Source organism: Pseudomonas sp. PDM04, assembly GCF_014851765.1.
GTDB lineage: Bacteria > Pseudomonadota > Gammaproteobacteria > Pseudomonadales > Pseudomonadaceae > Aquipseudomonas.
Map to the genome: position 1 here is coordinate 237,815 of NZ_JACVAI010000003.1, position 23,179 is coordinate 260,993.

At 62.6% G+C, this 23,179-nt stretch carries 18 protein-coding genes and 1 pseudogene; 11 read left to right on the plus strand and 8 right to left on the minus strand.

What is annotated here, in order from left to right; all coding sequences use genetic code 11:
- The first annotated feature begins 39 nt into the window (after window positions 1-39).
- Genes IB249_RS13125 through IB249_RS13135 form a run of 3 tightly spaced genes read left to right on the plus strand, consistent with a single transcriptional unit; the run spans window position 40 to window position 2,893 of the window.
- Window positions 40-414: a GtrA family protein gene (locus IB249_RS13125; protein ID WP_192305287.1), complete on the plus strand. Its 375-nt coding sequence runs from the start codon at window positions 40-42 to the stop codon at window positions 412-414.
- Window positions 411-1,361, plus strand: coding sequence for a glycosyltransferase family 2 protein (locus tag IB249_RS13130; RefSeq protein ID WP_192305289.1), 951 nt, complete (start codon window positions 411-413; stop codon window positions 1,359-1,361). The genes IB249_RS13125 and IB249_RS13130 overlap by 4 nt, the downstream gene beginning before the upstream one ends.
- On the plus strand, window positions 1,358-2,893 hold the full coding sequence (locus tag IB249_RS13135; RefSeq protein ID WP_192305292.1) for a glycosyltransferase family 39 protein: 1,536 nt from the start codon (window positions 1,358-1,360) through the stop codon (window positions 2,891-2,893). The genes IB249_RS13130 and IB249_RS13135 overlap by 4 nt, the downstream gene beginning before the upstream one ends.
- A 21-nt stretch (window positions 2,894-2,914) precedes the next feature.
- Here IB249_RS13135 and IB249_RS13140 read toward each other — a convergent pair whose 3' ends face one another.
- A complete protein-coding gene (locus IB249_RS13140; protein ID WP_192305293.1) occupies window positions 2,915-4,534 on the minus strand; it encodes an FMN-binding glutamate synthase family protein in 1,620 nt (539 codons plus the stop codon).
- Between the two features lie 164 nt (window positions 4,535-4,698).
- Window positions 4,699-5,499, minus strand: coding sequence for a helix-turn-helix transcriptional regulator (locus IB249_RS13145; RefSeq protein ID WP_192305296.1), 801 nt, complete (start codon window positions 5,497-5,499; stop codon window positions 4,699-4,701).
- A gap of 126 nt (window positions 5,500-5,625) precedes the next feature.
- Here IB249_RS13145 and IB249_RS13150 point away from each other — a divergent pair, with 126 nt between their 5' ends.
- From IB249_RS13150 to IB249_RS13165, 4 genes are all read left to right on the plus strand, one after another.
- On the plus strand, window positions 5,626-6,447 hold the full coding sequence (locus IB249_RS13150; RefSeq protein ID WP_192305298.1) for a carbon-nitrogen hydrolase family protein: 822 nt from the start codon (window positions 5,626-5,628) through the stop codon (window positions 6,445-6,447).
- Between the two features lie 213 nt (window positions 6,448-6,660).
- Complete coding sequence (locus IB249_RS13155) at window positions 6,661-7,986, plus strand: APC family permease (protein WP_192305300.1); 1,326 nt, start codon at window positions 6,661-6,663, stop codon at window positions 7,984-7,986.
- A gap of 115 nt (window positions 7,987-8,101) precedes the next feature.
- Entirely contained in the window at window positions 8,102-8,524 is a 423-nt protein-coding gene (locus tag IB249_RS13160; RefSeq protein ID WP_192305302.1) for an NUDIX hydrolase, read from the plus strand.
- 26 nt (window positions 8,525-8,550) lie between these two features.
- A complete protein-coding gene (locus IB249_RS13165) occupies window positions 8,551-9,189 on the plus strand; it encodes a LysE family translocator (protein WP_192305304.1) in 639 nt (212 codons plus the stop codon).
- A 13-nt stretch (window positions 9,190-9,202) separates the two neighbouring features.
- On the opposite strand, the gene metR is transcribed toward IB249_RS13165, so the two are convergent.
- The 3 genes and pseudogenes from metR to IB249_RS30160 form a co-directional block, all read right to left on the minus strand.
- Window positions 9,203-10,120, minus strand: a complete 918-nt coding sequence (gene metR, locus IB249_RS13170) for a transcriptional regulator MetR (protein ID WP_192305307.1) — start codon at window positions 10,118-10,120, stop codon at window positions 9,203-9,205.
- A gap of 116 nt (window positions 10,121-10,236) precedes the next feature.
- Window positions 10,237-14,577: a dermonecrotic toxin domain-containing protein gene (locus IB249_RS13175; protein ID WP_412548008.1), complete on the minus strand. Its 4,341-nt coding sequence runs from the start codon at window positions 14,575-14,577 to the stop codon at window positions 10,237-10,239.
- A gap of 420 nt (window positions 14,578-14,997) precedes the next feature.
- Window positions 14,998-15,825 (minus strand): annotated as a pseudogene (locus IB249_RS30160) (dermonecrotic toxin domain-containing protein); the annotation flags it as partial.
- 166 nt (window positions 15,826-15,991) lie between these two features.
- Between IB249_RS30160 and IB249_RS13180 the strand changes: the two are divergent.
- From IB249_RS13180 to IB249_RS13195, 4 genes are all read left to right on the plus strand, one after another.
- The gene (locus IB249_RS13180; protein ID WP_192305311.1) at window positions 15,992-17,026 is read left to right on the plus strand and encodes an alpha/beta fold hydrolase; all 1,035 of its coding nucleotides are present in this window, start codon (window positions 15,992-15,994) and stop codon (window positions 17,024-17,026) included.
- Window positions 17,027-17,107: 81 nt separating this feature from the next.
- Window positions 17,108-17,773 (plus strand): DsbA family oxidoreductase, encoded by a 666-nt coding sequence (locus IB249_RS13185; RefSeq protein ID WP_192305313.1) that lies wholly within the window; start codon window positions 17,108-17,110, stop codon window positions 17,771-17,773.
- Between the two features lie 100 nt (window positions 17,774-17,873).
- Window positions 17,874-18,569: a hypothetical protein gene (locus tag IB249_RS13190; RefSeq protein WP_192305315.1), complete on the plus strand. Its 696-nt coding sequence runs from the start codon at window positions 17,874-17,876 to the stop codon at window positions 18,567-18,569.
- Complete coding sequence (locus IB249_RS13195) at window positions 18,566-19,474, plus strand: hypothetical protein (RefSeq protein WP_192305317.1); 909 nt, start codon at window positions 18,566-18,568, stop codon at window positions 19,472-19,474. The genes IB249_RS13190 and IB249_RS13195 overlap by 4 nt, the downstream gene beginning before the upstream one ends.
- Window positions 19,475-19,607: 133 nt before the next feature.
- On the opposite strand, the gene IB249_RS13200 is transcribed toward IB249_RS13195, so the two are convergent.
- From IB249_RS13200 to IB249_RS13210, 3 genes are read right to left on the minus strand one after another with little or no spacing between them, the layout of a single operon-like run.
- Complete coding sequence (locus IB249_RS13200; protein WP_192306388.1) at window positions 19,608-19,937, minus strand: GlpM family protein; 330 nt, start codon at window positions 19,935-19,937, stop codon at window positions 19,608-19,610.
- Window positions 19,938-19,945: 8 nt separating this feature from the next.
- Window positions 19,946-21,274, minus strand: a complete 1,329-nt coding sequence (locus tag IB249_RS13205; RefSeq protein WP_192305319.1) for a sigma-54-dependent transcriptional regulator — start codon at window positions 21,272-21,274, stop codon at window positions 19,946-19,948.
- A complete protein-coding gene (locus IB249_RS13210; RefSeq protein ID WP_192305321.1) occupies window positions 21,271-23,172 on the minus strand; it encodes a sensor histidine kinase in 1,902 nt (633 codons plus the stop codon). The genes IB249_RS13205 and IB249_RS13210 overlap by 4 nt, the downstream gene beginning before the upstream one ends.
- Window positions 23,173-23,179: the final 7 nt, after the last annotated feature.

A 23,179-nucleotide genomic window follows, 5' to 3' on the forward strand; every position in this document is an offset into this window, starting at 1 on the left:
AGCCAGGACTGTAGGCAGCAGTTAAACAGGGTTCTCAACATGCGACGGTTATGGAAAGGCTTTTCCAGCTATGCCGTGATTGGGGTCGCCAACACCCTCATTCATTGGCAGATGTTCTTCGTCCTGACCACGGCCGCCGAGCTCAGCCAGGCACTGGGCAATTTCCTGGCGTTTTGCGTTGCCGCCTCGTTTTCCTTCTATGTGAACGCCGTCTATACGTTCAACTCGCGGGTGTCGATGTGGCGCTACCTGCTCTTCGTCGGCTTCATGGGCATGCTCAGCTACGGCCTGGGCTTCATCGCTGACAGCTATGGCATACGCCGCCTGGTGACGGTCGTTACGTTTTCGCTGCTGAGTCTGTTCCTGGGTTTTCTCTACGCCAGGTTTGTCGTGTTTCGGGACGCTGAAGCTTGAACATCTCGCTGGTCGTGCCGGTGTACAACGAGGAGTTGGCCATTCAGGGGTTCTATCGAGCGGTGCGCAATGAACCTTCCCTGAGTACGCACCGGATCGAAATCATATTCATCAACGATGGCAGCTCCGATAGCACGGCGGATCTGGCCCAGGCCATCGCGCTGCACGATGCCGATGTGGTCTTGATCAATTTCTCGCGCAACTTCGGCAAGGAGCCCGCGTTGTTCGCCGGCCTGGAGTACGCCAGTGGCGATGTCGTCATCCCCATGGACGTTGATCTGCAAGACCCGATAGACGTTATCCCAAGATTGATCAGCGAATGGCAAAACGGCGCCGACGTCGTACTGGCCAAACGTCTTCATCGGTCCTGCGATAGCCTCCTCAAGCGTCAGTTTGCGGCTTTGTTCTATCAATTGCTCAACCGGATGGCTTCGACCCGCATCGAAGAAAATGTGGGCGACTTTCGCTTGATGGACAGGAAAGTCGTGGAGGTGATCAAGGGCCTGCCAGAGCAGCAGTTGTATATGAAGGGCGTGTTGTCCTGGGCTGGGTTCACGACATGCATTGTCGAATACGAGCGGGCTCCACGGGCTGTCGGGCGGAGCAAGTTCAATGGTTGGAAGTTGTGGAACCTGGCGCTGGAAGGCATCACTTCGTTCAGCACCGTGCCGCTGCGGGTCTGGTCCTACGTGGGCGGCGTCATTTCGCTGATGGCGCTGGGCTATGCGGTCTACATGGTGCTGGACAAGCTACTGTTCGACAACGATGTGCGCGGGTATCCGTCGCTGATGACTGCAGTTCTGTTTCTGGGTGGGGTTCAACTGATCGGTATCGGCATCCTTGGCGAATACATCGGGCGGATCTATATGGAGGCCAAGCATCGGCCGCGGTATGTCATACGGAACATCGTCAGGAACAGCGACCCCTCACTCAAACGTGTTGTATGAGCTCGATACAAGAAGTTTCCAAGGTTCAGGCGCTCCAGGGAAGAGGGGTGATCAGCCCATGGCCGCTGATCATACTGGCGGGGCTGGCGTTGGTTGTCAGATTTCACGGCATTACGGTTCCGGTGATCTGGTACGACGAAAGCTATAGCCTGTCGTTGAGTGAGCGTTCACCTGCATCGATCTGGTTTGCAACGGCAGTGGATGTTCATCCGCCGTTGTATTACGTGCTTCTTCATTACTGGATGCTGCTGTTTGGCAATGGCGTCGCGGCTGTGCGCGGCCTGAGTGCAGTGGCAGACGTCGGGGCACTGCTGTTGTCGGTCAAGCTGATGAGCCTCGTCGCCACGCAGAGGGCGGCTTTTATCGCGGGGTTGCTGCTGGTGCTGCTACCGATATCGGTGCGGTATAGCCAGGAAGCCCGTATGTACACTTTGCTGGGGTTCTGGCTGATGGCGGCCAGTGTTTCCCTGGTCAGCTGGGTCCGACAGCCGCACTGCATGCGTTATCCGGTCATGTACGTCGTGCTGATGACCGCTGCTTTTTACACGCATTACTTTGCAGCATTGTGCGTGCCAGTGCATTGGTTGTATTGGTCAGGCGCTGGCAGCGGCCGGCCTGCGGCATTAGCGTGGCGCAGGTGGCTCTCGGTCAACGTCGCGATTGTCATCCTGTATTTGCCGTGGCTGCCTCATCTTGTCGGGCAATCAGTGCGCATGAAAGGGCTTGAGTGGATCAGCCCGACCACATGGAACATGCTGCCGGAACTGGTTTCGCAATTTGTCGCAATGGCGTCGCCCCCCGGCGACCGAACGTGGGTCGCCTCGGTTATCCTGGCCCTCATGATCATCTGCGCTACGCAGGCGGTGCGCTACGGGCGCATTGATCGCCGTTCAGCGCTGCTGATCGTTGCCTACTTCTTCTTACCGGTGGTCACGGTTTTTGTCTCGTCCTGGGCCAAGCCCATTTTCGTTCCCAGGTATTTTGTATTTGCGGCAGTCGGCTTGCCGTTGATCGTCGCGCTGGCGCTGGATGGGTTGGCAATGCGACGACCCGTGCTGGCAAGTATATGCTTGAGCGTTTTTATCGCCGGTGAAGTACATGGATTGATCAAGGTGTTCACCCAGTGCGATGGACTGAACGGCACGTATGAACGCAACATGATCCGGCCGGATATTCTGGCGGATGGCATCAAGCAACAGCTTCAGGCGGGGGACGAGATCATTGTCGATGGCCCGTTCTGGTACTTGCCGTTTAGCTACTACAACAACACGGGGATTGAGCCCAGGATCTATGTGGGAAGAATGGAGGTTCCTCATGTGCTGGGTGGTGGAGCTCTTATTCCCCAGCGTCTGGATTGGACCTTTTCCATTGATGATGCCCTGACGTCCCGCCCGAGAAATAGAGTCTGGTGGGTGACAGGCGAGCCCGATCCCCAGGGCCCCATCTCTTTCCCGAGTGGGTGGAGACAAATCCTGACCCTCAAGGGCGGTGACGTAGAGGCGTTGTTGTTTGTTCGGGGCAATGAGCCCTGAACAACCGGGACGCTGTTGACGTCAGGCCGCTGCCACTTCATTAGGCTCAAAACTGTCCGCCCGCGCCATCTGCCACATCCGCGAATAGAATTCGCCGTTCACTTCGCCGGTCAGCAGTTCCCCTGGCTTGAGGAAGACGTGCAACTGCGAGAACAGCTTGATCTCGGTCGCCGACATGCGTCGCACCAAGTGCTTGGCCGACAGTTGCGACGGGTGTTCGAGGCCGGCGGCGGCGAGCATTTCGGCCAGGCCCTTGAGGGTGTTGCGGTGGAAGTTGTAGACGCGCTGGGCCTTGTCCGGCACCACCAGGGCGCGCTGGCGCAGGGTGTCCTGGGTGGCGACGCCGGTCGGGCACTTGTTGGTGTGGCAGCTTTGCGACTGGATGCAGCCGATGGCGAACATGAAGCCGCGGGCCGAGTTGGCCCAGTCGGCACCGATGGCCAGGACGCTGGCGATGTCGAAGGCGCTGACGATCTTGCCACTGGCGCCGAGTTTGATCTTGTCCCGCAGGTTCAGGCCGACCAGGGTGTTGTGCACGAACAGCAGGCCTTCGCGCATCGGCACGCCGATGTGGTCGGTGAACTCCACCGGCGCTGCGCCGGTGCCGCCTTCCTTGCCATCGATGACGATGAAGTCCGGCAGGATGCCGGTTTCCAGCATCGCCTTGGCGATGCCCATGAATTCCCAGGGATGGCCCAGGCACAGTTTGAAGCCCACCGGTTTGCCACCCGACAGTTCACGCAACTGCTGGATGAACTGCATCAGTTCGATCGGCGTGGAAAACGCGCTGTGTCGCGATGGCGAGATGCAGTCTTCGCCCATCAGGATGCCTCGGGTCTCGGCGATTTCCCGGGTGACTTTGTGTTTGGGCAGAATCCCGCCGTGGCCGGGTTTGGCGCCCTGGCTCATCTTGATCTCGATCATCCGCACTTGCGGTGTCTGCGCCTGGGCGGCAAAACGTTCCGGGTCGAAGCGACCGTCTGCAGTGCGGCATCCGAAATAGCCGCTGCCGAGTTCCCAGGTCAGGTCGCCGCCGTTTTCCCGGTGATAGGCACTGATGCTGCCTTCGCCGGTGTCGTGGGCGAAGTTGCCGAGCTTGGCGCCCTGGTTCAGCGCGCGAATGGCGTTGGCGCTGAGCGAGCCGAAGCTCATGGCCGAGATGTTGAACACCGAGGCCGAATACGGCTGCGTGCACTGCGGGCCGCCCACCGTGACGCGGAAACTGCTCGGGTCGCTCAACGGTGCCGGGCGCATCGAATGGCCGATGAATTCGAAGCCGGACTGATACACGTCGATCAGGGTGCCGAAGGGTTTGTCGGCGCTTTCGTTCTTGGCCCGCGAGTAGACCAGCGAGCGCTGGGCCCGGGAGAAGGGCAGGGCGTCGCTGTCGGATTCGAGCAGGTACTGGCGGATTTCCGGGCGAATCCCCTCGACCAGATAACGGATGTTGCCCAGGATCGGGTAATTGCGGCGCACCGCGTGAGGGCTTTGCAGCAGATCGAACACGCCGATCAGGCTGAGCACCAGGGTGACGGCGGTGATTGGCCAGAGCCAGTCGTGCTCCAGGAAGGGCAGGCTGGCGAGGGTGAAGATCACGCACGCGGCAAAGAAGGCATAGCGGCTCAGGAGTGACAGGCTCATACGGTTTCCTTGGTTCGGACTCAATAGCGTGGCTGATGACAACATTGTGGGAGCGAGCCCTGCTCGCGAAATCGTCGGGTCAGTCGACGTCAAGGTTGAATCAACAATCGTATTCGTCGGAGTGCCGCCCAGAGTCGGCTCGCTCCCACATGAAGGCTGCGCAATCAGGCATTTTGCGCCTGCAGAAAAATCGAAAACAGCTCCGACTGGGACTTGATCCCCAGCTTGCTGTACATGTGTTTCTTATGGACTTTCACGGTTTCGACGGAGATTTCCAGCTTGCGGGCGATTTCCTTGCTCGAGCAGCCGCTGAGCATCAGGCGCCCTACGTCCAGCTCCCGGGCGGTCAGTTGAGCGCCCTTGAGTTGCTGCACCGAGGCTTCCAGTTGCACTCGCCAGTCACCCTGCACCGGCGCGGGCGCGAGGGCCACGACCTCGTTGATTTCGTACGGCAGGCGCTGGCGCAACAGGCCGAGCACCCACGGCTGGATCAACGACAGCAGGGCAATCTGCCCGGCGCTGAAGCGTTGCTTGCTGCCCAGTGACAGACACAGCGTGCGCTCGCCTTCGAGCTGACAATTAAACTGGATTTCGTCAGCCACGACATTCACACGAAAGTATCGTTGATAGTACTCGGTGAGTTCGAAATGCTCCGGTGCCACTTCCGATAAACGGTAGAGGCCGGTGCGCGACTGCTCGCGACAGGCGATGTAGAACGGGTCGAGCAGGTACAGGCCGCGCAGGTAATCCTGGAACAACGGGTCGGGGCCGCCATCTTCGCCGGGGCACTCGGCGAACACCTGCGGGTGTTGATCGGCGCTGAACAGCAGCGCGACCCAGCTGTCGCAGGGTACGTATTGATCGAGCAGGCGCACCAGTTGCGTCCAGAAATTGGGCTTGTCCAGTGCGTCGATCAGTTGCCCTACCGAACGGTGCCAGGCGATGTCGTCCAGCGCGAGTGTCATGGCTCTACCCCTATGGTGTTACCCCGGCCGCGTGATTCCCTGGCCGGTTGCTTGCTGCGCATACTGGCGCACAGACACCGACCGGGCAATCTTTCTGCCGCCCGGCCACCAGAACAAGGGATACCCATGAAGGTCGAACTCGCCCAATTGGCGGGCCGTGACAACGACACGGCTTACAACCTCGAACGCGCACTGGCAGCGATTGCCGGCTGCGCGGCCGACACGCACTTGATCATGTTTCCGGAAAGCCACCTGATGGGCTTCCCGTCGGCCGCTACCGTGGCCGCCGTGGCGGAACCGCTGGACGGTCCGAGCGTCAGCGCGATTGTCGCTGCGGCCCGTGAACGCAATGTGGCCGTAGTGATCGGCACCGCCGAAAACGATAACGGCCGCTTCTTCAACACCACCCTGCTGATTACCCCCGAAGGCATCGCCCTGAAATACCGCAAGACCCATCTATGGGCCTCGGACCGCGGCGTGTATGAAGCGGGTGACCGCTATGCCACCTGCCTGTGGAACGGTGTGCGGGTCGGGCTGCTGATCTGCTACGACATCGAATTCCCGGAAACCGCCCGCGCCCTGGCGCAACTGGGCGCCGAACTGTTGATCGTCACCAACGGCAACATGGACCCCTACGGCCCGACGCACCGCACCGCGATCATGGCCCGCGCCCAGGAAAACCAGGCATTCGCGGTGATGGTCAACCGGGTGGAGGAAGGTGACGGCGGCTTGCTGTTTGCCGGCGGCAGTGCGCTGGTCGATCCGCTGGGCACGTTGCTGTTCGAGGCCGGACGTGATGAAGGCCGGTTTGCGGTGGAGCTGGACCTGAACCAACTGACGGCGGCCCGCCAGGATTATCGTTACCTGGATGACCAGCGACTGAAGCTGCCGGGGGAGAGGGTCGAGCATGCTGACGGATTGCGGGAGTTGCTGATTCCCAAGGGCTGACCCTGCACCGGGTCGCTTGCAAGGGCCCATCGCGAGCAGGCTGGCTCCCACGGAGTGCCTTTTCAATGGCATCGACTGTGGCCGCGGGCCGCTCGCGATGAGGCCCTGCCAGACAACACTTTTGCTTGAACCGAAGAACAATAAAGCAACACCCGAAAACCCTGCGCCGAACTCGGCTCTGCCATAAATCCAATAATTCCGGAGTAGTCGCTCATGGCTCGTTTGCAACGCACCCTTTCATTGGGGTCGGTGGTGCTGTTTGGCATCGCCTACATGACGCCGATCATTGTGCTCGGCACGTTCGGCATCCTCGCTCAATCCACCGAAGGCAGCGTGCCGGCCGCGTACCTGGCGGCACTGGTGGCGATGTTCTTCACCGCCATGAGCTACGGCCGCATGGCGTCGGCATTTCCCGTGGCCGGCTCGGCCTACAGCTACGTGCGCAAGGCCATCAGCCCCAAGCTGGGGTTCATTGCCGGTTGGGCGGTGTTGCTCGACTACCTGTTCCTGCCGATGGCGATCTGGCTGATCGGTGCGGCGTATCTGTATTCCGCGTTCCCGGCGGTGCCGCAATGGGTCTGGGTGCTGGCGTTCATCGGCATCACCAGCGCGATCAACATCGTCGGGCTGAAACTGGCCAATGGCATCAACGCCTTGTTGATGCTGGTGCAGTTTCTGGTGCTGATCGCCTTCGTTGCGTTGTGCGTGCATTACGTCGCGGGCGATGCGAGCACGCCATTGTGGTCGATGAAACCGTTCTTCAATGGCGACATGCAGATGCCGCTGATCATGAGCGGCGCCGCCATCGCCTGTTACTCGTTCCTCGGTTTCGACGCGGTCAGTACCCTCACCGAAGAAACCCGTGACCCGCGCCGCACCATCCCGCGAGCGATCATGCTGATCACCCTGATCGGCGGGCTGATCTTCGTCGGCGTGTCGTACTTCGTGCAGATCGCGCACCCTTCGTTCCAGTTCGACAGCGTCGACTCGGCGGCTTATGAAATTGCCCGCAACATCGGCGGCGACCTGTTTGTGTCGATCTTCCTGATCGGCCTGATCGTCGGCCAGTTCGCGTCGGGCCTGTCGGCCCAGGCCAGTGGTTCGCGCCTGTTGTTCGCCATGGGCCGCGACGGTGTGTTGCCCAAGTCCTTCTTCGGCACCTTGCACGAACGCTTCGGCACGCCGATCAACAGCATCCTGCTGTGCGCGGCCGTCGCCCTGCTGGCGTTGAAACTGGACGTCACCACCTCGACCTCGTTCATCAACTTCGGCGCGTTCCTGGCCTTCAGCCTGGTCAACCTGTCGGTGATCTTTCACTACTGGATCGGTGGTGAGAAAAAAGGGCTGCGCGAGTTCGTGCTGTTCCTGTTGTTCCCCTTCATCGGCCTGGCGGCAGACTTGTGGCTGATGGTCAGCCTCGATCATCTGGCGATCTACCTGGGCCTGAGCTGGCTGGCGATCGGCGTGGTGTACCTGGCGGTGCTGACCGGTGGATTCCGCCGCCAGCCGCCGGAGATGGATTTTCAGGAAGCGTCGTAAGCGCAAACCTCCACCCCCGGTAGGCGCGAGCTCCCACGGGGGTGTTTTTTTCGGGGTGACGGCGCGAGGGCACTCATGTGATCCTTGCGCTTTTCCCTGAGGTCAACGCCGCGTCATGAGTCTTTCGCCCCGTATCATCCGCATCGCCGCCGCCCTGCTGATCGGTCCTGACGGCCGTACCCTGCTGGTGCGCAAGCGCGGCACCGAGGCCTTCATGCAACCGGGCGGCAAGATCGAAGCCCATGAACAACCGGTTCAGGCCCTGGCCCGCGAGCTGGAGGAAGAGTTGGGCTTGATCATCGATCCGGCACACGCCACTTACCTGGGGCCCTTCTCGGCACCGGCGGCCAACGAGCCGGGGTTTGTCGTACAGGCCGAGCTGTTCCAGCTGACGATCGATTCGCCGGTCACCCCGGCGGCGGAGATCGAAGAGGTGCGCTGGATCGACCCGACCACTGACGGCGACCTCAGTCTGGCGCCATTGACACGCGACCTGATCCTGCCGTTTTATCGAGCCTCGATGACCGCCATCGCCTGATCACCCACCGGCCAGGGACTGCGCCCATGATTCCGCTTCAAGACCTGCTGATCTTCGCTGCTGCTGCCTTGCTGATGGTGCTGACCCCAGGGCCGAACATGATCTACCTGATCTCCCGTTCGATCTGCCAGGGGCGCAAGGCCGGGGTGACTTCCCTGCTCGGCGTGGTGGCGGGTTTTTTCGTGCACCTGTTCGCGGCAGCGGCGGGGCTGACGGCGGTGTTCCTGGCGGTGCCGCTGGCCTATGAGGTCTTGAAGTGGGCCGGTGCGCTGTACCTGTTGTGGCTGGCCTGGCAAGCCGTCAAGCCGGGGGCGCGGTCACCCTTCGAAGCGCGTCAGTTGCCGCCGGACTCCTCGCGCAAACTGATCACCATGGGCTTTCTGACCAGTGCTCTGAACCCGAAAATCGCGGTGTTCTACCTGTCGGTGTTTCCGCAGTTCATTTCGCCTGAGCACGGGTCGGTGTTCACCCAGAGCATGCTCCTGGGGCTGACCCAGATCAGCGTCAGTTTCTGCGTCAACCTGCTGATCGCGATATTCGCCGCCGGCATTGCGTCGTGGTTCGTCAACAACCCGACCTGGTTGTCGGTGCAACGCTATTTCATGGGCTTTGTGCTGGCCGGGCTGGCGCTGCGGCTGATGTTCGAGCAACGGCGAGCGGCCTGATAAGCGAGCGGGGTCATTTGACGGCGCTGACCCCATCCAGGGTCGAGAACGAAGTGTCCTTGGCTGTCAGCAGGAAATCGCGCATGTACGGCGCATCCAGCATGTCTGCACGAATCCCCGCGTACAACGTCGCAAACAATCCTTTCTCGCCCAGGCGCTTGGCCTTGACGTAGCCCCGCGAGCTGTATTCGTGCAGCGCCCAGTGCGGCATGCCGCAAACCCCACGGCCGCTGGCCACCAATTGCATCATCATCACCGTCAGTTCCGAGGTGCGGACCTGCGCCGGTTCGATGTCGGCCGGTTCCAGGAAACGGGTGAAGATGTCCAGCCGGTCTCGCTCGACCGGGTAGGTGATCAGGGTTTCCGTGAGCAGGTCTTCGGGAACGATGTACGACTTGTTCGCCAGGCGATGCTGATTGGCGACCGCCAGCATCGCTTCGTAGGTGAACAGGGGCACATAGGTAATGCCGGCGATGTCCAGCGGGTCGGAGGTCACCACCAGGTCCAGGTCGCCTCGGGCCAGGGCGGGCAGGGGGGCGAAGGAGAAACCCGACGCCAGGTCGAGTTCGACTTCCGGCCAGGCATCGCGGAACTGGTCGATGGTCGGCATCAGCCATTGGAAGCAGCTGTGGCATTCGATTGCCATGTGCAAGCGCCCGGCGGTCCCGCCGGCCAGCCGCGCGATGTCGCGCTCGGCGCCCCGCAGCAATGGCAGGGTGGCCTCGGCCAGTTGCAGCAGGCGCAAACCGGCGCTGGTGAACCGCACCGGTTTGGTCTTGCGCACGAACAACGGCATCCCCAGCCGCTCCTCGAGCTCCTTGAACTGGTGGGACAGCGCCGATTGCGTCAGGTGCAGGCGCTCGGCCGCTTCCACCAGGCTGTCGGCTTCGCGCAGGGCGTGCAGGGTTTTCAGGTGACGGATCTCAAGCACCGGGGGCTCCATGAACAAAACTTGATGACAACGCACAAAGGTTGAGTTTGTCTCATGTTGGGTGGGCTGTCGATAACCTGTTTCGCCTGGCCTGTGAGAGAGCCCCCGGTTTTCCCTTACAGCTTTTCAAAGTGCGGCAGTACCGCCGATTTTTTGCCGATGTCGGCATAGGGCAGGTCGGCATTGTCCGCATGGGTCAGGAAACGATGCTCGGGCAGCTTCAAATGGGCTTTCTCGAAAGCACCCAGGGCCGCCGAGGCCTTGGCATAGTGGAAGTGGGCGTACCACAGCACTTTCGCCGGCGTCTGTGTCAGGTCCCAGATTTCGTATTCCTGCATGAAGTCGCTGCGGCCATCCCGGCGTTTGCCCAGGTTGGCGATGGGGCGAGTCTTGCGGATCTCCACGGCCTTCTGATCGATCAGGTCGGCGAGCATGCCATCGGTCGGCTGGCGGGTCTGCAGCGACTGGCGGGTTCTCATCGCACGCCCGGTGGCCTTCAACTCCGTGGCCTTGCCCCGCAACTGGACAATGATCGGGTTTTGCGGCGCAAGCGTCTCGATGCTCCGCGCGCGCTGGCTCAGCTCATTCGCTTCGCTGAGCATCATGTGCTCCAGATCGACCGGCAGCATGTTCTGTGACGCGTAGGCCTGCACCCGTGTCAGGTAAGTCTCTTGAGAATCCAGGCGCTGACGCGCTTCCGCCACTAACGACTCAAGGTTGCGTTCAACGGCAGCGGCCGCTCGGGTTCGCGGGTTCAACAAGCGGGATTTGCCATTGGCGGCGAGCTCCCAGATTTCGTTGTATCCACCTTGACCGGTCACGGTGTACTGCGGTCTTCCGCTGGTGGCGGTCGTGCGCTCCACGCCAATCAGCAGTTGGTCGTCTTCGGTCACGAACACCTTTTTTCTGCGTACCCCGGGTGCAGCGGCCGGTGGTGGAAGGTCGAGGGCCTTGCGCGCGCGTTCGGTCATTTTATCGATACAGTCGAGCAGGGTCGGCACGGCGTCCAGATGAAAGTGTTGTGGGTAGCTGGCCGTCCACGCCTGCAGATCGCGACGGAATCGACTGTACTGGTCGATGCAGTCCTGCAGAATCTGGTTGCGCTGCGCGCGGGTGGCCGTCACCTCCGGCAGGCTGAACTGGGTGAAAAAGGCCCGGTCGACCTGGTCTCGCTTGACCATTGCCTGGTTTTGCAACAGGAGCCACGACACTTCGCTCGCCGCGTCATAGCGCGTCACGGTTTCCAGCAAGTGACCGGTTCTGAGGTAAAGAAGGGTGGTGTCATTCAGGCGCCCGCTCAGCTCGGTGACTTCCCGGGTCATGTGGACTTTATCGGCACTGATGGTAATGCGCTGGTACCAAAGGTTGAGGTCCCGCCGACGGGCCTCGATCGTGTCGAATGCCTGGAGAATCTCCAGGCGCAACTTCCTGATGTCCTCCAGCAGCCGCATGCGGTCGGCGAAGGCCTCGGCAGGGATGGTGTCCAGCTTCGCCGTCAGGGCATCCATAGGGTCGATCACGGAATCGGCCCGATGACTGGCGAAGATCAGCCGGAGTTTGTATCGGTCGGTCATCAGCAGCGCATCGTTGCTCTGGAATTCCAGGAGTGCGCGTCGCTTGTTGCCGTGGGTGAGCGGCAGCAGGTCCGCCAGTGTCTGATAGTGCCGGCCGACCATTTCGATGTCGGCGCTGCAGGCTGTTTCGGCGGCTTGCATCAGCGCCCCGAGACGCTCCGGGGGCGCGCTCCTGTAGGCGGCCAGCGCGGTGTCGGTCAGCTTGACCCGGTCACTGATTTGAACGGCGAGTTCGTCGGCCGCTTCGGTCAAGGCGTGGTGACGACGAAACGCCTGGTCCGCCCACCAGCGCGGCAGGCGTTGGCGAATGGCGTCCGGCCAGATCGGGTCCAGCGCGTTGGCCACGTGCCCTAGCACGTTGCCGCCGCCGAGACCGCCGCCGTCGAACGTCGTGCCGTAAACACCGAACCAGGTGTCCCATTGGCCCGCTTCATCCAGAGCAATCGGTTGTTTGTAGGTCTTGCGGCTGTTGCCGAACAACCGCCACTGGCGCAGATCCTTGCTCAACTGCACCTGGAATACCCGACCCTGACGGACAATGAAGTCACCGTCAGCGTGTCGGTAGACATTGCGGTAAAGGCCATGGGTGGCCGGTTGCAGACCGACCAGCGTGATGGGGTGCTCGTATTCGTAGCCGGCGAAACGTGCCACGACCTGTCGGGCCTTGCGCATGGACGGTGGCTGCAATGCGCCGGCACTGGCCGTCAGGGCACGCAACTGACGCGTGCGGGTCAACTGGCGCGCTTCAGTGGCGAGTGAGGACGTGGCCGCCTCGCCGGGCAGCAGGTCCATGGCGGCGTCGATCAGGCACAGCAGCACGGTCTGCAGTTCCGCCAGGCCATCGCCGACGTTGCCGCGAAGAAATGCCGCGACGGCCTGATTCGCCGCGTTCCAGGCATCGTAGAGCGCAATCGCGGTGCCGACGAAGGGCACCACCCCGAGGGCCATCTTGATGTAGTTGAAGGCGCGCGGACCTTCCAGCGCGTAACGCTCAAGGGACAGCGCGGCATTGGAGCGTGAAGTGTCGCGATGGGCGATGATCAGGCGACCCATATGGGCGTCGAGCAGATGCGCGGCCAAAGAGGTGGAGGCCGGCCACGGCGCGCCGATTTCGATCATGCCGTCGAAGTATCGGCGCACGGCTTCGTTGAGGCGACTTTCATGGGCCCTGGCATCGCCGCCCAAGGCCCGGCCGGCCAGGTAGCGGATCATCCTGTCCTGCTGGCACATATTGAACAGCGCCTTGCGCGCCGCCTCGCGGGAGTCGTAGCGACGCAGGAAACGGCCGTCGGGGCCGTCAGGCAGGTACAGCAGGGTCACGCCGCTGACCTGTTCTTCGATGAACGTCACGCCCGACAAGGTGCTCGGGCCTTCGCCGGACGTGTCCTTGCCCCCTGCGCTCAGCCGTGCCGGCAGCAGGACGATGCGTTTGCCGTGGGCGCGCCACCCCGCCGGGGTATTGGCATCGATGGCAATGTTCAGGATCTGCAATTCGTCGCTGTCGATCTGTTTCTGCAGCCGCGCGCATTCACCCTGTAGCTTGAGCATCAGGCGCCAGGGCTCGATCAGGGATTCGCGACGGTGCTCCCGGACGAATACCGGCTCGCTGAGCGCACCCTTGAACGCGTCGAGAATCTGTTGCTCGTAGGCCTTGGGCAGGTCCAGTTCCGGCAGGATCTTGCGCAGGTAGGTCGGCGTGATGCCATTGAGCAGGCGAATGCGCTCCTTGTCGTTGTCGGCGGTGATTTCCCGGTGCATCAGGACCAGGCGCTGCGACAGGGGGTCCTGTTGCACCGACAGGGCGCTGTCGATGTTCAGTTGGGCCAACGCTTCGAGTGACATCCTGCTGCGTGTGGCACTGGCCACCATGACCGTGGTTCGCACCGGGCCGGTGGGGCCTGCGGAGTAACGGGTTTCCCAGGTGACCGCATCGGGGATGTCCAGTTGCACGTCGAACGCGCCCTTGACCGAGAAGTCCTGGCGCAATCGGGCTTGCAGGTGTTTGCGGGTGAACTCGCTGCACGGTTCCAGGGCGAGGGTCAGCAATTCGTGGCTGCGCTTCATCGCCTTCAGGTACGCCTCGATCAAGGCCTTGAGTGCGCCGCGATCGGCCACCGGCAGCCGCTGCAGCCAGTCGGGCAGGTGGTCGGCCAGGGCGGCGCTGCGATCCTGCTCCAGCCGGTGGGCAAAGGCCAGGTTTCTGGCCGCATGCACTGGAACCTGCAAGGTCGCCAGGGCCAGGACGCGCAGGGTTTCCAGTCGTTCGGCACGTTGCGGCGCGTCGTCGGCAATGGCGTTGGCGCGCTTTTCGAAGTCGTTGGTCAGTTGTTTCAAGCCATGTTCGAGCGCGTCGCCAGTGATGGCTTGCCATTGCAGGGTCGCGCCCTTGGCCGCAGCCGTCATCTTGAAGAGCACACGTTCCAGCTCGCGACGGTTGGCGAAGCGTTGCAGTCCGCCGCCGTTGCCCGGCCAATAGATCAGCACGCTGTGGGGTGAGTCGGCGTCGGCGAGCGCATCGGCCGCGCTCACGACAAAGACGCCGTCCAGTGCCTGGGGCACGACGCGAGGGGTGTCACCGATCTGTTCGGGTGCCGACAAGCTCAGGCTGGCGGCCACCGGGGCCGTGTCGGTGCGTTCGAGCACGGACATCAGCAGGTGGTGCTCATCCTCACTGAGTTGCCCGAGCAATCGTTGCACGGCGGCCTCGGCCTTCAGACCCGCCCGGTGAGCGCTGTGAAGGGCTGTGAATTCAGGCTCGGAACTCGCGGCACGTGGCCGGTGGAGCAAGGAGGCGGCGGCTGTATCGGCGTCCTGCTCGGCCTTCTCCAGGGCGTTGAGCCAGTCCTTGAACGGTTGCAGGCCGGCGCCATTGCCGACTTGCACGATCAGGCGCTCGAGCGCGTCATGTTGCCGGGTCAGGGCCGCCTGGCGCGAAGACCAGGGGATGTCGGCATACAAGCTGCCGAACAGCGGTTGTTCGCTGCTCCGGTCCTCATGCTGCGTGACATCGAGCCTGGGCGGTGACGCGATGACGGGGCTGTTGCCACGTTGTCGATCCACCTCGTCGGCCTGGAGCAGGGATTGCGCAGCCTGTTCCGCCAGGTTCGTTTTGCCTCGGGTGCCATTGCGCAGCGCGCTGATCTGAGCCTGCTGATGACCGGCGAACAGGTCGCTGGCGCCGGTCGGCATGGGGGCACTCTTCGCACTGTATTCAACACTCAGGTTGTCGTTGGGCAGGCCCTGCGGGACGAGTGCCTGCCGGGTCAGCCAATCCTCCAGGTCGCTGCGCTTGCCGAAGGCCTGGATGGCCACCGGATGGCTGGGCAGGTACAGCCAATGCTCGCCATCGGCCGTCGGACCACGGCTGATGGCCCATGCGCCGGTGAGTTTGAGGCGGCTTTGATTACTGAGCACCAGCGCCAGTTGTTCGGTGCGCAGGGGCGGAGCATTCGGTGGTGCCGTCTCGACCTCGGGGTCAATGATCGACAGCAGCGGCCCGAGCTGTTGCGCCGTCAGGGCCTTGCGGGCGAAGGCCAGATGAACGGCGGCCTCGAAGTGATTGCGGTACAGCTCAATGGCGCGGGTCTGTCGCGACACCGCCGTGCCGGGAGCGCGGGCGCTCCAGAAGTCGCGCCAGCGCCGGTTGTGTGCCTGCTCCGGGTTGAGCGTCTTCAGTCGCTCGAGCATTTGCCGGGGCGTCAGTGACGACAGCGAATGGCTGCGAGGCAGGCCGGTGATTCGCCAGTGCGGGTCCGGCGCGCTGTCCAACTCCGGGTGCTGAAAGACAAAGGCGCAGGCGTGCGTCAGCGAAATGAAGCGTTCGGGCTGGGCGCCGGTGGCAGGGAGCAGGAGCCCGGCGTGCACGCCGTCCAGATCGAGCTGTTGCCTGAGCAAACCGTCGACCGTGTCGCGGATGGACGGCACGCTGGCGAACAGCTCGCGCAAACCCTCGCAGCACGCGCGCCAGCGCGCCAGGGCGCTGAGCATCAGGCTTTCATCGTGGTGGCCGGGCAGGCTTGAGAAGGGCGGCATGACCAAAGGTGCGGGGGCAGGGAGGTCGGGCAGGCGTCTATCGGTCATGGGGGCATGGCTCGGTGTGGGGGCGGGAAGTCCGTCCCGTGAGCGAGCCATTTAAGAAAAATGCCGGGTGGCGTTGGCACTACATAGTTACCGCGCTGAGTGCCGGCACCGACCACTCGGCAATCTTCATCAAACTGTCATGCAACTGTGGCAGCGCGCTTGAACAAACTTCATCAGACTCGCGCTCTACTGGGGTTCTGCGTTTCGGTGTTTCTTCATGTGTGCACGATTTTTTTCCACCGTGGTTTTTCTGGCCGCGTTGTTGTTCGGCCTGCCGTCGTTGGCGGCGTCTCGATGCGATGTCAATGTTGCGACCGAACGGGTCGATCTGGCGCAGGTCAGCCTGGCCTACCAGAGCATCGGCCGTGCCTCGGATCCGGCCCTGCTGCTGGTGATGGGCCTGGGCGGGCAACTGATTCACTGGCCCGATGAAGTGGTGGTCGCGCTGTGTCAGCAAGGCTTCCGGGTGATTCGCTATGACAATCGCGATGTCGGCCTGTCGACCTGGCGGCAGGCGCCGGCCGAGGCCAACCTGGCGTTCGAAGTGCTGCGCTACAAGCTCGGCCTGCCGGTGGCGGCCCCGTATTCGCTGACGGACATGGCCGACGATGCGCTGGGCCTGATGACGGCCTTGCACGTCGAGCAATTCCATGTGCTGGGCGCGAGCATGGGCGGGATGATCGCCCAGCACATGGCGGCCATGGCGCCACAACGGGTAGAGAGCCTGACCCTGATCATGACCAGTTCCGGTGCCGAAGGCCTGCCGGCGCCGAGTGCGGCACTGGTGCAATTGTTGTCGCGCCGGGGTGCCCCCAATCGCCAGGTGGCGCTGGAGCAGCAGGCGGATCTGCTCGCGGCGCTGGGCAGCCCGACCGTGAGCGATGATCGGCAGGCGTTGTTGCAGCAGGCGGCGGTGGCTTATGACCGCGCCTTCAACCCCGAGGGGGTGAAGCGCCAGATCATGGCGATCCTCGCCGAGCCGAGTCGGGTGGCGCTGCTCAACCAGTTGCGCGTACCGACCCTGGTGGTTCACGGCACGGCCGATCCGTTGCTGCCGGTGATGCATGGCGTGCATCTGGCGGCGCATATCCAGGGCAGCCAGCTGCGCCTGATACCGGGACTGGCCCATCGGTTCCAGGAGGCGTTCAAGGCACCGTTGCTGGCAGCCGTGTTGCCATATCTGCAGGCCCATCGCGAGGACACATCACACTGGGCGCGGATCGATCCGCCCGCTGCGAGCAATCTGCTGTAAACGCTGTGGGAGCGAGCCTGTAGTACCTGCCACAGGGACACCGGGTGTATCGTCTGGGTTTTGCACCCTGCGAGGTCTGTGATGAGCGCTCCCCTGAAAATCGATTTCGTCAGCGACGTGTCCTGCCCCTGGTGCGTCGTTGGCCTGTACGGCCTGACGCGGGCCCTGGAGCAACTGGGCGATGAAGTGCAGGCCGAAATCCGTTTCCAGCCGTTCGAGCTGAACCCGAAGATGGCGCCCGAAGGGCAGAACATCACCGAACACATCAGTGAAAAGTACGGCTCGACCCCGGAGCAATCGCAGCAGAATCGCGAAATGATCCGTGCGCGCGGCGCCGAGGTCGGTTTTGCGTTTCGCACCGATGGCAACAGTCGCATCTACAACACCTTCGATGCGCATCGCCTGCTGTATTGGGCGGGGCTGGAGGGGTTGCAATTCAATCTGAAGGAAGCGCTGTTCAAGGCGTACTTCACCGACGGCGGCAATCCTTCCGATCACGCTCAACTGGCGCAATTGGCCCAGAGCGTCGGCCTCGACCGACAGCGGGCCGAGGCGATACTGGCTTCGGACGAGTTCGCCCACGAGGTCCGCGAGGAGGAACAATTGTGGTTGTCCCGAGGGGTCAGCTCGGTGCCGACGGTGGTGTTCAACGGGCAGTACGCGGTCACGGGCGGGCAGCCGGTGGAGACGTTCGTCGGGGCTATCCGGCAGATCGTCAGTGAGGCGAAAGGCGGGGCTGTCAGCTGACGTCTGGCAGTTGAAGGCAAATATGTCAATGTGCCACTATGGAGGTAGGCCGTCGCTGCCGATACAGACAGCGACGTTTTCAATCATAGGGATTTGATCCATGACACTTCACGCTTTTCGTACGTGGGCGGCGCTCACCTTGCTCGCCTGCCTGACCCTCACCGGCTGTGCCCACGTGCAACCTCCCGTACCACTGGATCAACAATTCTGGAATGCCAAGGAACCGACCATCGGTGTCGCGATCACGGTGGTGCCGCCACCGGTGCTGGCACTGACCGGTAACCAGGGCATTCTCGATTACGCGATCAACAAGGGTGTGAACAGCAAACTCAGCGACAACGTCGAAAAATGGCAAGTACGCGACCTCGATACGCTGCCCGATGTCATCGTCGCCAAGCTGGAAGCCAAGGGCTACAAGGTCAAGCGGATCAACGAGCCGGTGGACCTGAAGGTCTACAAGGAAACCAGTTTCCGTGAAGGCTATACCGTGCGCGACCTGACGCCGCTCAAGGCCACTTACGGTGTCGACCGCCTGTTGCTGGTGAATGTCTTTGCCACCGGTGCCACCCGCAGTTACTACGGCTTCGTGCCGACCAGCGTGCCGATGGCACAGGTGACCGGGCAGGGCATGGTGGTCGATCTGGCTGACAACAAACTGCTCTGGTTCAAACCCTTCGCCGTGGTGCAAGCGGCCCAGGGCGAGTGGGACGAGCCGACCTACACCAACCTGTCCAATGCCTTCTACCAGGCCATGGACACCAGCCGTCAGCAAATGATCACGCCGTTCGAACAATGAAACGTTCATTCAGCCTGACCACCGCGCTGGTCCTGTCGATGCTCGCCGGTTGTGCGCAGAAACCGGCGCCTGAAGCCGGTTTCAGGTCTCAGGGCGCAGCCTCGTACGTCCAGGCTCACGGCCTGAAAGTCGATATGCAACTGCCTCAGTCATTTGTCGGCGCGAGCACGGTGATCGATGCCAAGACGGCGCAGGATGCTGCGTCGTCGAGTCACAACCTGATCGCCAACTCCGGCAACACCGCCGGGCTGGCCGGCCTGCTGGTGGCCAGCCTGATCAACACCCAGATGGGCAGCGGCAGCCTGCAGCGCGATGCGGAAACCGCGGCGTCGAAGGACGCGCGGCCGATGGCCGACCTGTTGGCTGGCGTGCCGTTGCAGGAGCGCCTGCAACAGCGGTACCAGCAGGCATCGCAAGTGGCCGGGCTCAAGCAAGGGGAGGGCGCGGTCACTGCGCGCCTGGTGATCGAACCCAAACTGATGCTCACCCCGGACCGCGGCAGTTTCATCCTGGTCAATCAGGTGCAGGTTCAGGACATTGCCGGTTCGGCGCTGTACCGCATGCGCATCGAAGTGGCCAGCCAGCCGATCCGGCGTTGCGGCAAGCAATGCATCGACGACGGCGGCCTGGATCTGGCGAAGGTCACGGCGGTGCTCGACGAGTGCATCGACGAGTCCATGCGCGTGCTGGCTGCAGACCTGATGCAACCGGCGCCACCGGAAGCCGCCCAGGAAACCTTGCGTTATGTGCTGGACGGTCAGCGTGTGGTCGAACGCGGTTATCAACTGGCCAACCAAGGCAGTTACTGGCGTTACCGCAACCTGTACGGCGCGGTGAAGTCGGTGCCGGTACCGTTCGAGGATGCGCTGACACAGGTGCAGTTGCAGCGGGTTTACGGGCAGTAGCTGCCCCTGACCTTGTGGGAGTGAGCCTGCTCGCGATGAAGGTCCAGGCTACACGGGCATCCAGGAAGCCCGCGTCATCGTTCACGCCCATCGCGAGCAGGCTCGCTCCCACAGGGGCTGGTGGGTGGCTTGATCAGCCGTGCAGCCGCACCCAGACCGAAACCAGCACCGTCGCCGCCATCAACCACGCCACCGCCGCCACTGCCAGGGACGCCTCCAGGCGCAGGCGATCGATCATCACGTACAGCGTCGCCAGGTAGATGAAGTACGGAATGATCGACCACATGCCGAACACGATGGTGGTCTTCAGGTCTTCCAACGAGCGCCCTTTGCCGACGATGTAATGCGCGATCAGTGCGAAGGTCGGAAACAGCGGCACCAGACCGGCGATATAGTAATTGCGGGTCTTGGCCAGGGCCGCGAGGATCACCACCACCGCAGCACCGAGCGCGGCCTTGAGTATCAGGTCCATCAGTGGCTAAGCCCGTACTTTTTCACTTTGTCGAATAACGTGGTCTTGGCCATGCCCAGTTCCAGGCTGGCCTGGGTCAGGTTGCCGCCGCTGCGTTGCAGGGCATCGCCCAGCAGGTTGCGCTCGAAGGCTTCCACCGCTTCGGCGAAGGCCAGGCCCTGGGTGCCTGCGCTGGCGCCGGTCTTCTTGAAGGCGGGCAGGCCGAGGGCGAACCGTTCGGCGACGTTGCGCAGTTCGCGCACGTTGCCCGGCCAGTCGTGGCTCATCAGGTGCGACAGGGTCTGGTTGTCCAGCTCCGGGGCGATCCGGTCGAAGCGCAGGGACGACTGCTGCAGGAAGTGCTCGAACAGTTGCAGGATGTCTTCGCGGCGTTCGCGCAGCGGTGGCAGCTCCAGGGTCACGACGTTGAGGCGGTAGTACAGGTCGCTGCGGAAATCACCGGCCTTGCTCAAATCGTCGAGGTCGGACTTGGTGGCCGCGATCACCCGGCAATCCACCGCGACGCTCTGATTCGAGCCGAGACGTTCCAGGGTGCGCTCCTGCAATACCCGCAGCAACTTGATCTGCAAGGGCAACGGCATGCTTTCCACTTCGTCGAGGAACAGCGTGCCGCCGTCGGCGTGTTCGATCTTGCCGATCCGCCGTTTGCCGGCGCCGGTGAAGGCATTGGCTTCATGGCCGAAGATTTCGCTTTCGAACAGATTCTCCGGCAGCCCGCCGCAGTTCAGCGCGACGAATTGCCGGGTGTGGCGGCGACTGAAATCATGCAGGCAACGGGCAACCAGTTCCTTGCCGGTGCCGGTCTCGCCTTCGATCAACACGTTGGCCGAGGTGTCGGCGACATTGGCGATCAGTTCCCGCAGGTGTTGCATCGCCGGCGAGCGCCCGATGATCCGTCCTTCCAGGGAGTCGCGCTCCGCCAGTTGCCGGCGCAGCGAAGACACTTCCCGCGCCAGACTGCGCTGCTCCAGCGCCCGTCGTGCCACGTCCACCAGGCGTTCCGGCGAAAACGGTTTTTCCATGAAGTCATAGGCGCCTTTCTGCATCGCGCCAACGGCCATGGAAATGTCGCCGTGGCCGGTGATCAGCACCACCGGCAGGCTGCGATCCCGCGCCTTGAGCCGGGTCAGCAGTTCCAGGCCATCGATGCCGGGCAGGCGAATGTCACTGATGACGATGCCGGCAAAATTATCGCCAACCCGCTCCAGCGCTTCTTCGGCGCTGGTCACGCCGATGCAGGGAATGTCCTCCAGGGTCAGCGCCTGTTGGCAGCCGAGCAGCACATGAGGGTCGTCTTCGACGATCAGCACACTTAGGTCGTTGTTCATATTGGCTCGGCAGGAGTAGGGCTTACCAACGGTAAACTGAGGACGAAGCTGGTTCCACCGCTGGCCGGATGCTCGACACCCAGGTGCCCGCCGGTGGCGGCGGCCAGGCTCGCGGACAGGGTCAGGCCAAGCCCGAGGCCCTGTTCGCCGGGTTTGGTGGTGAAAAACGGTTCGAACAGGTGCTTGCGGGTGTCGGCGTCGATGCCGTGCCCGTTATCACGGACCCGCAGGCGATATTTGCCGTCCAGCGCTTCGCCTTCAAGCCACAGCTCCGGCAGCGGCTGGGCCTGCATGGCGTCGAGGGCGTTGCCGATCAGGTTGACCAGAATCTGCTCCAGGCGGGTCTGGTCGATCTGCACCTGCACTTCCTCGAAACGGCGATGCACTTGCAAGTGGGCGCTTTCGACCCGCGTACCCAGCAGTTGCAAGGCCGCCTCCACGCCCTTGCCCAGGCAGGCCTGGCCCTTGTCGTCACCGCGTCGGGCGAAGGCGCGCAGGCTGGCGGTGATCCGGCCCATGCGGTCGATCAATTCGTTGATGGTCTTGAGGTTGGTACTCGCCACGTCCAACTGGCCGCGTTCCATGAAGCGCACGGTGTTGCCGGACAAGGTGCGCAGCGCCGCCAGTGGCTGGTTCAGTTCGTGGGCGATGCTGGTGGACATCTGGCCGATGGCCGCGAGTTTACCGGCCTGCACCAGCTCATCCTGGGCGCGGCGCAGGGTTTCCTCGGCGTGCCGGCGTTCGCGGATCTGCCCCTTGAGCCGTTCGTTGCTGGCGCGCAGGTCGGTGGTGCGTTCGGTAATCCGACGCTCCAGTTGATTGTTGGCTTCCTGCAGGGCTTCCCGGGCCGCGAGGCGGGTGGCGATTACCTTGCGGCGCTCGTTCCAGGCGATCAGCAGGAACGCCACCAGGGCAAACGCCACGGCGACGAGAATGCCCTGGTTGATTGCCTCGCGGCGCAGATCCTGCAGCGGGGTGAGCAGGGTGAAATGCCAAGGCGTGTCACTCAACTGGCGGGTTTGCGAGAGGTAGCTGATGTCCTCTTCCTCGGACTCCACTTCGCTGTTGGCGGGGAAGGTCAGCTTTTCCTCGCCTTCGGCGAGTTTTTCCCGGGCCAGCGGTTGCAGTTCGTTCAGCGGGAACCAGTAGTACTGAAGGCTGCGGGCGAGTTTTTCCTTGGTGTCTTCGCTCAGCGGCACCACGGACTTCAGGCGCCGCGAAGGGTCACTGGAGAGAATGATGATGCCGTTTTCATCGCTGACGAAGGCTTCCAGGCGCGCCCGCTGCCACCGTTCCTCCATGGCTTCGAGGCGCACTTTGACCACGGCCACGCCAATGATCTTGCCGTGCTCTTCCAGGCCATGGGCCAGGTAATAACCGGGCTCGCCATTGGTACTGCCGATGCCATAGAAACGGCCCGGCTGGCCACGAATGGCATTCTGGAAATAGGCGCGGAAGGACAGGTCTTCACCGAGGTAGCTGTCGACGTCGCGCCAGTTACTGGTGGCCATGACGCGGCCCGTGGTGTCCATCACATAGATGGCCCGGCTGCGGCTGCGCCGGTTCAGGCCCTCGAGGTAATCGTTGACGACCTGGCGGTGTTCCGGCGTCGGGTCGGCCAGCAGCCTGGACACACTCGATTCGAGTTCCAGCAGGCTGGGCAGGTAGGTGTATTTGCTGATCTCGCTCTCGACGGCGCGGGCGTGCAGTTCAAGCTGGCGCTGGCCGTTCTCGCTGAGGCTGCGGATGCCGTAGTGCTCGCTGAGCCAGAAGCCGAGGTAACCCAATCCGACCATCAGGGCGATGATCAGCGGCGGCAGGAGCAGGTGGCGAATCTGACGGGGTTTCACGGCGAGTGATGGCGGCGCGGCGCGATAAAGAGTGGGGTCGCATTTCATCACAGAT

What these genes read in the sequence shown, in the direction of transcription:
- IB249_RS13125 (WP_192305287.1), top strand. Translation starts at nt 40, where the DNA reads ATGCGACGGTTATGGAAAGGCTTTTCCAGCTATGCCGTGATTGGGGTC.
- IB249_RS13135 (WP_192305292.1), top strand. Translation starts at nt 1,358, where the DNA reads ATGAGCTCGATACAAGAAGTTTCCAAGGTTCAGGCGCTCCAGGGAAGA.
- IB249_RS13140 (WP_192305293.1), bottom strand. Translation starts at nt 4,534, where the DNA reads ATGAGCCTGTCACTCCTGAGCCGCTATGCCTTCTTTGCCGCGTGCGTG.
- IB249_RS13145 (WP_192305296.1), bottom strand. Translation starts at nt 5,499, where the DNA reads ATGACACTCGCGCTGGACGACATCGCCTGGCACCGTTCGGTAGGGCAA.
- IB249_RS13150 (WP_192305298.1), top strand. Translation starts at nt 5,626, where the DNA reads ATGAAGGTCGAACTCGCCCAATTGGCGGGCCGTGACAACGACACGGCT.
- IB249_RS13155 (WP_192305300.1), top strand. Translation starts at nt 6,661, where the DNA reads ATGGCTCGTTTGCAACGCACCCTTTCATTGGGGTCGGTGGTGCTGTTT.
- IB249_RS13160 (WP_192305302.1), top strand. Translation starts at nt 8,102, where the DNA reads ATGAGTCTTTCGCCCCGTATCATCCGCATCGCCGCCGCCCTGCTGATC.
- IB249_RS13165 (WP_192305304.1), top strand. Translation starts at nt 8,551, where the DNA reads ATGATTCCGCTTCAAGACCTGCTGATCTTCGCTGCTGCTGCCTTGCTG.
- IB249_RS13180 (WP_192305311.1), top strand. Translation starts at nt 15,992, where the DNA reads ATGTGTGCACGATTTTTTTCCACCGTGGTTTTTCTGGCCGCGTTGTTG.
- IB249_RS13185 (WP_192305313.1), top strand. Translation starts at nt 17,108, where the DNA reads ATGAGCGCTCCCCTGAAAATCGATTTCGTCAGCGACGTGTCCTGCCCC.
- IB249_RS13190 (WP_192305315.1), top strand. Translation starts at nt 17,874, where the DNA reads ATGACACTTCACGCTTTTCGTACGTGGGCGGCGCTCACCTTGCTCGCC.
- IB249_RS13195 (WP_192305317.1), top strand. Translation starts at nt 18,566, where the DNA reads ATGAAACGTTCATTCAGCCTGACCACCGCGCTGGTCCTGTCGATGCTC.
- IB249_RS13205 (WP_192305319.1), bottom strand. Translation starts at nt 21,274, where the DNA reads ATGAACAACGACCTAAGTGTGCTGATCGTCGAAGACGACCCTCATGTG.
- IB249_RS13210 (WP_192305321.1), bottom strand. Translation starts at nt 23,172, where the DNA reads ATGAAATGCGACCCCACTCTTTATCGCGCCGCGCCGCCATCACTCGCC.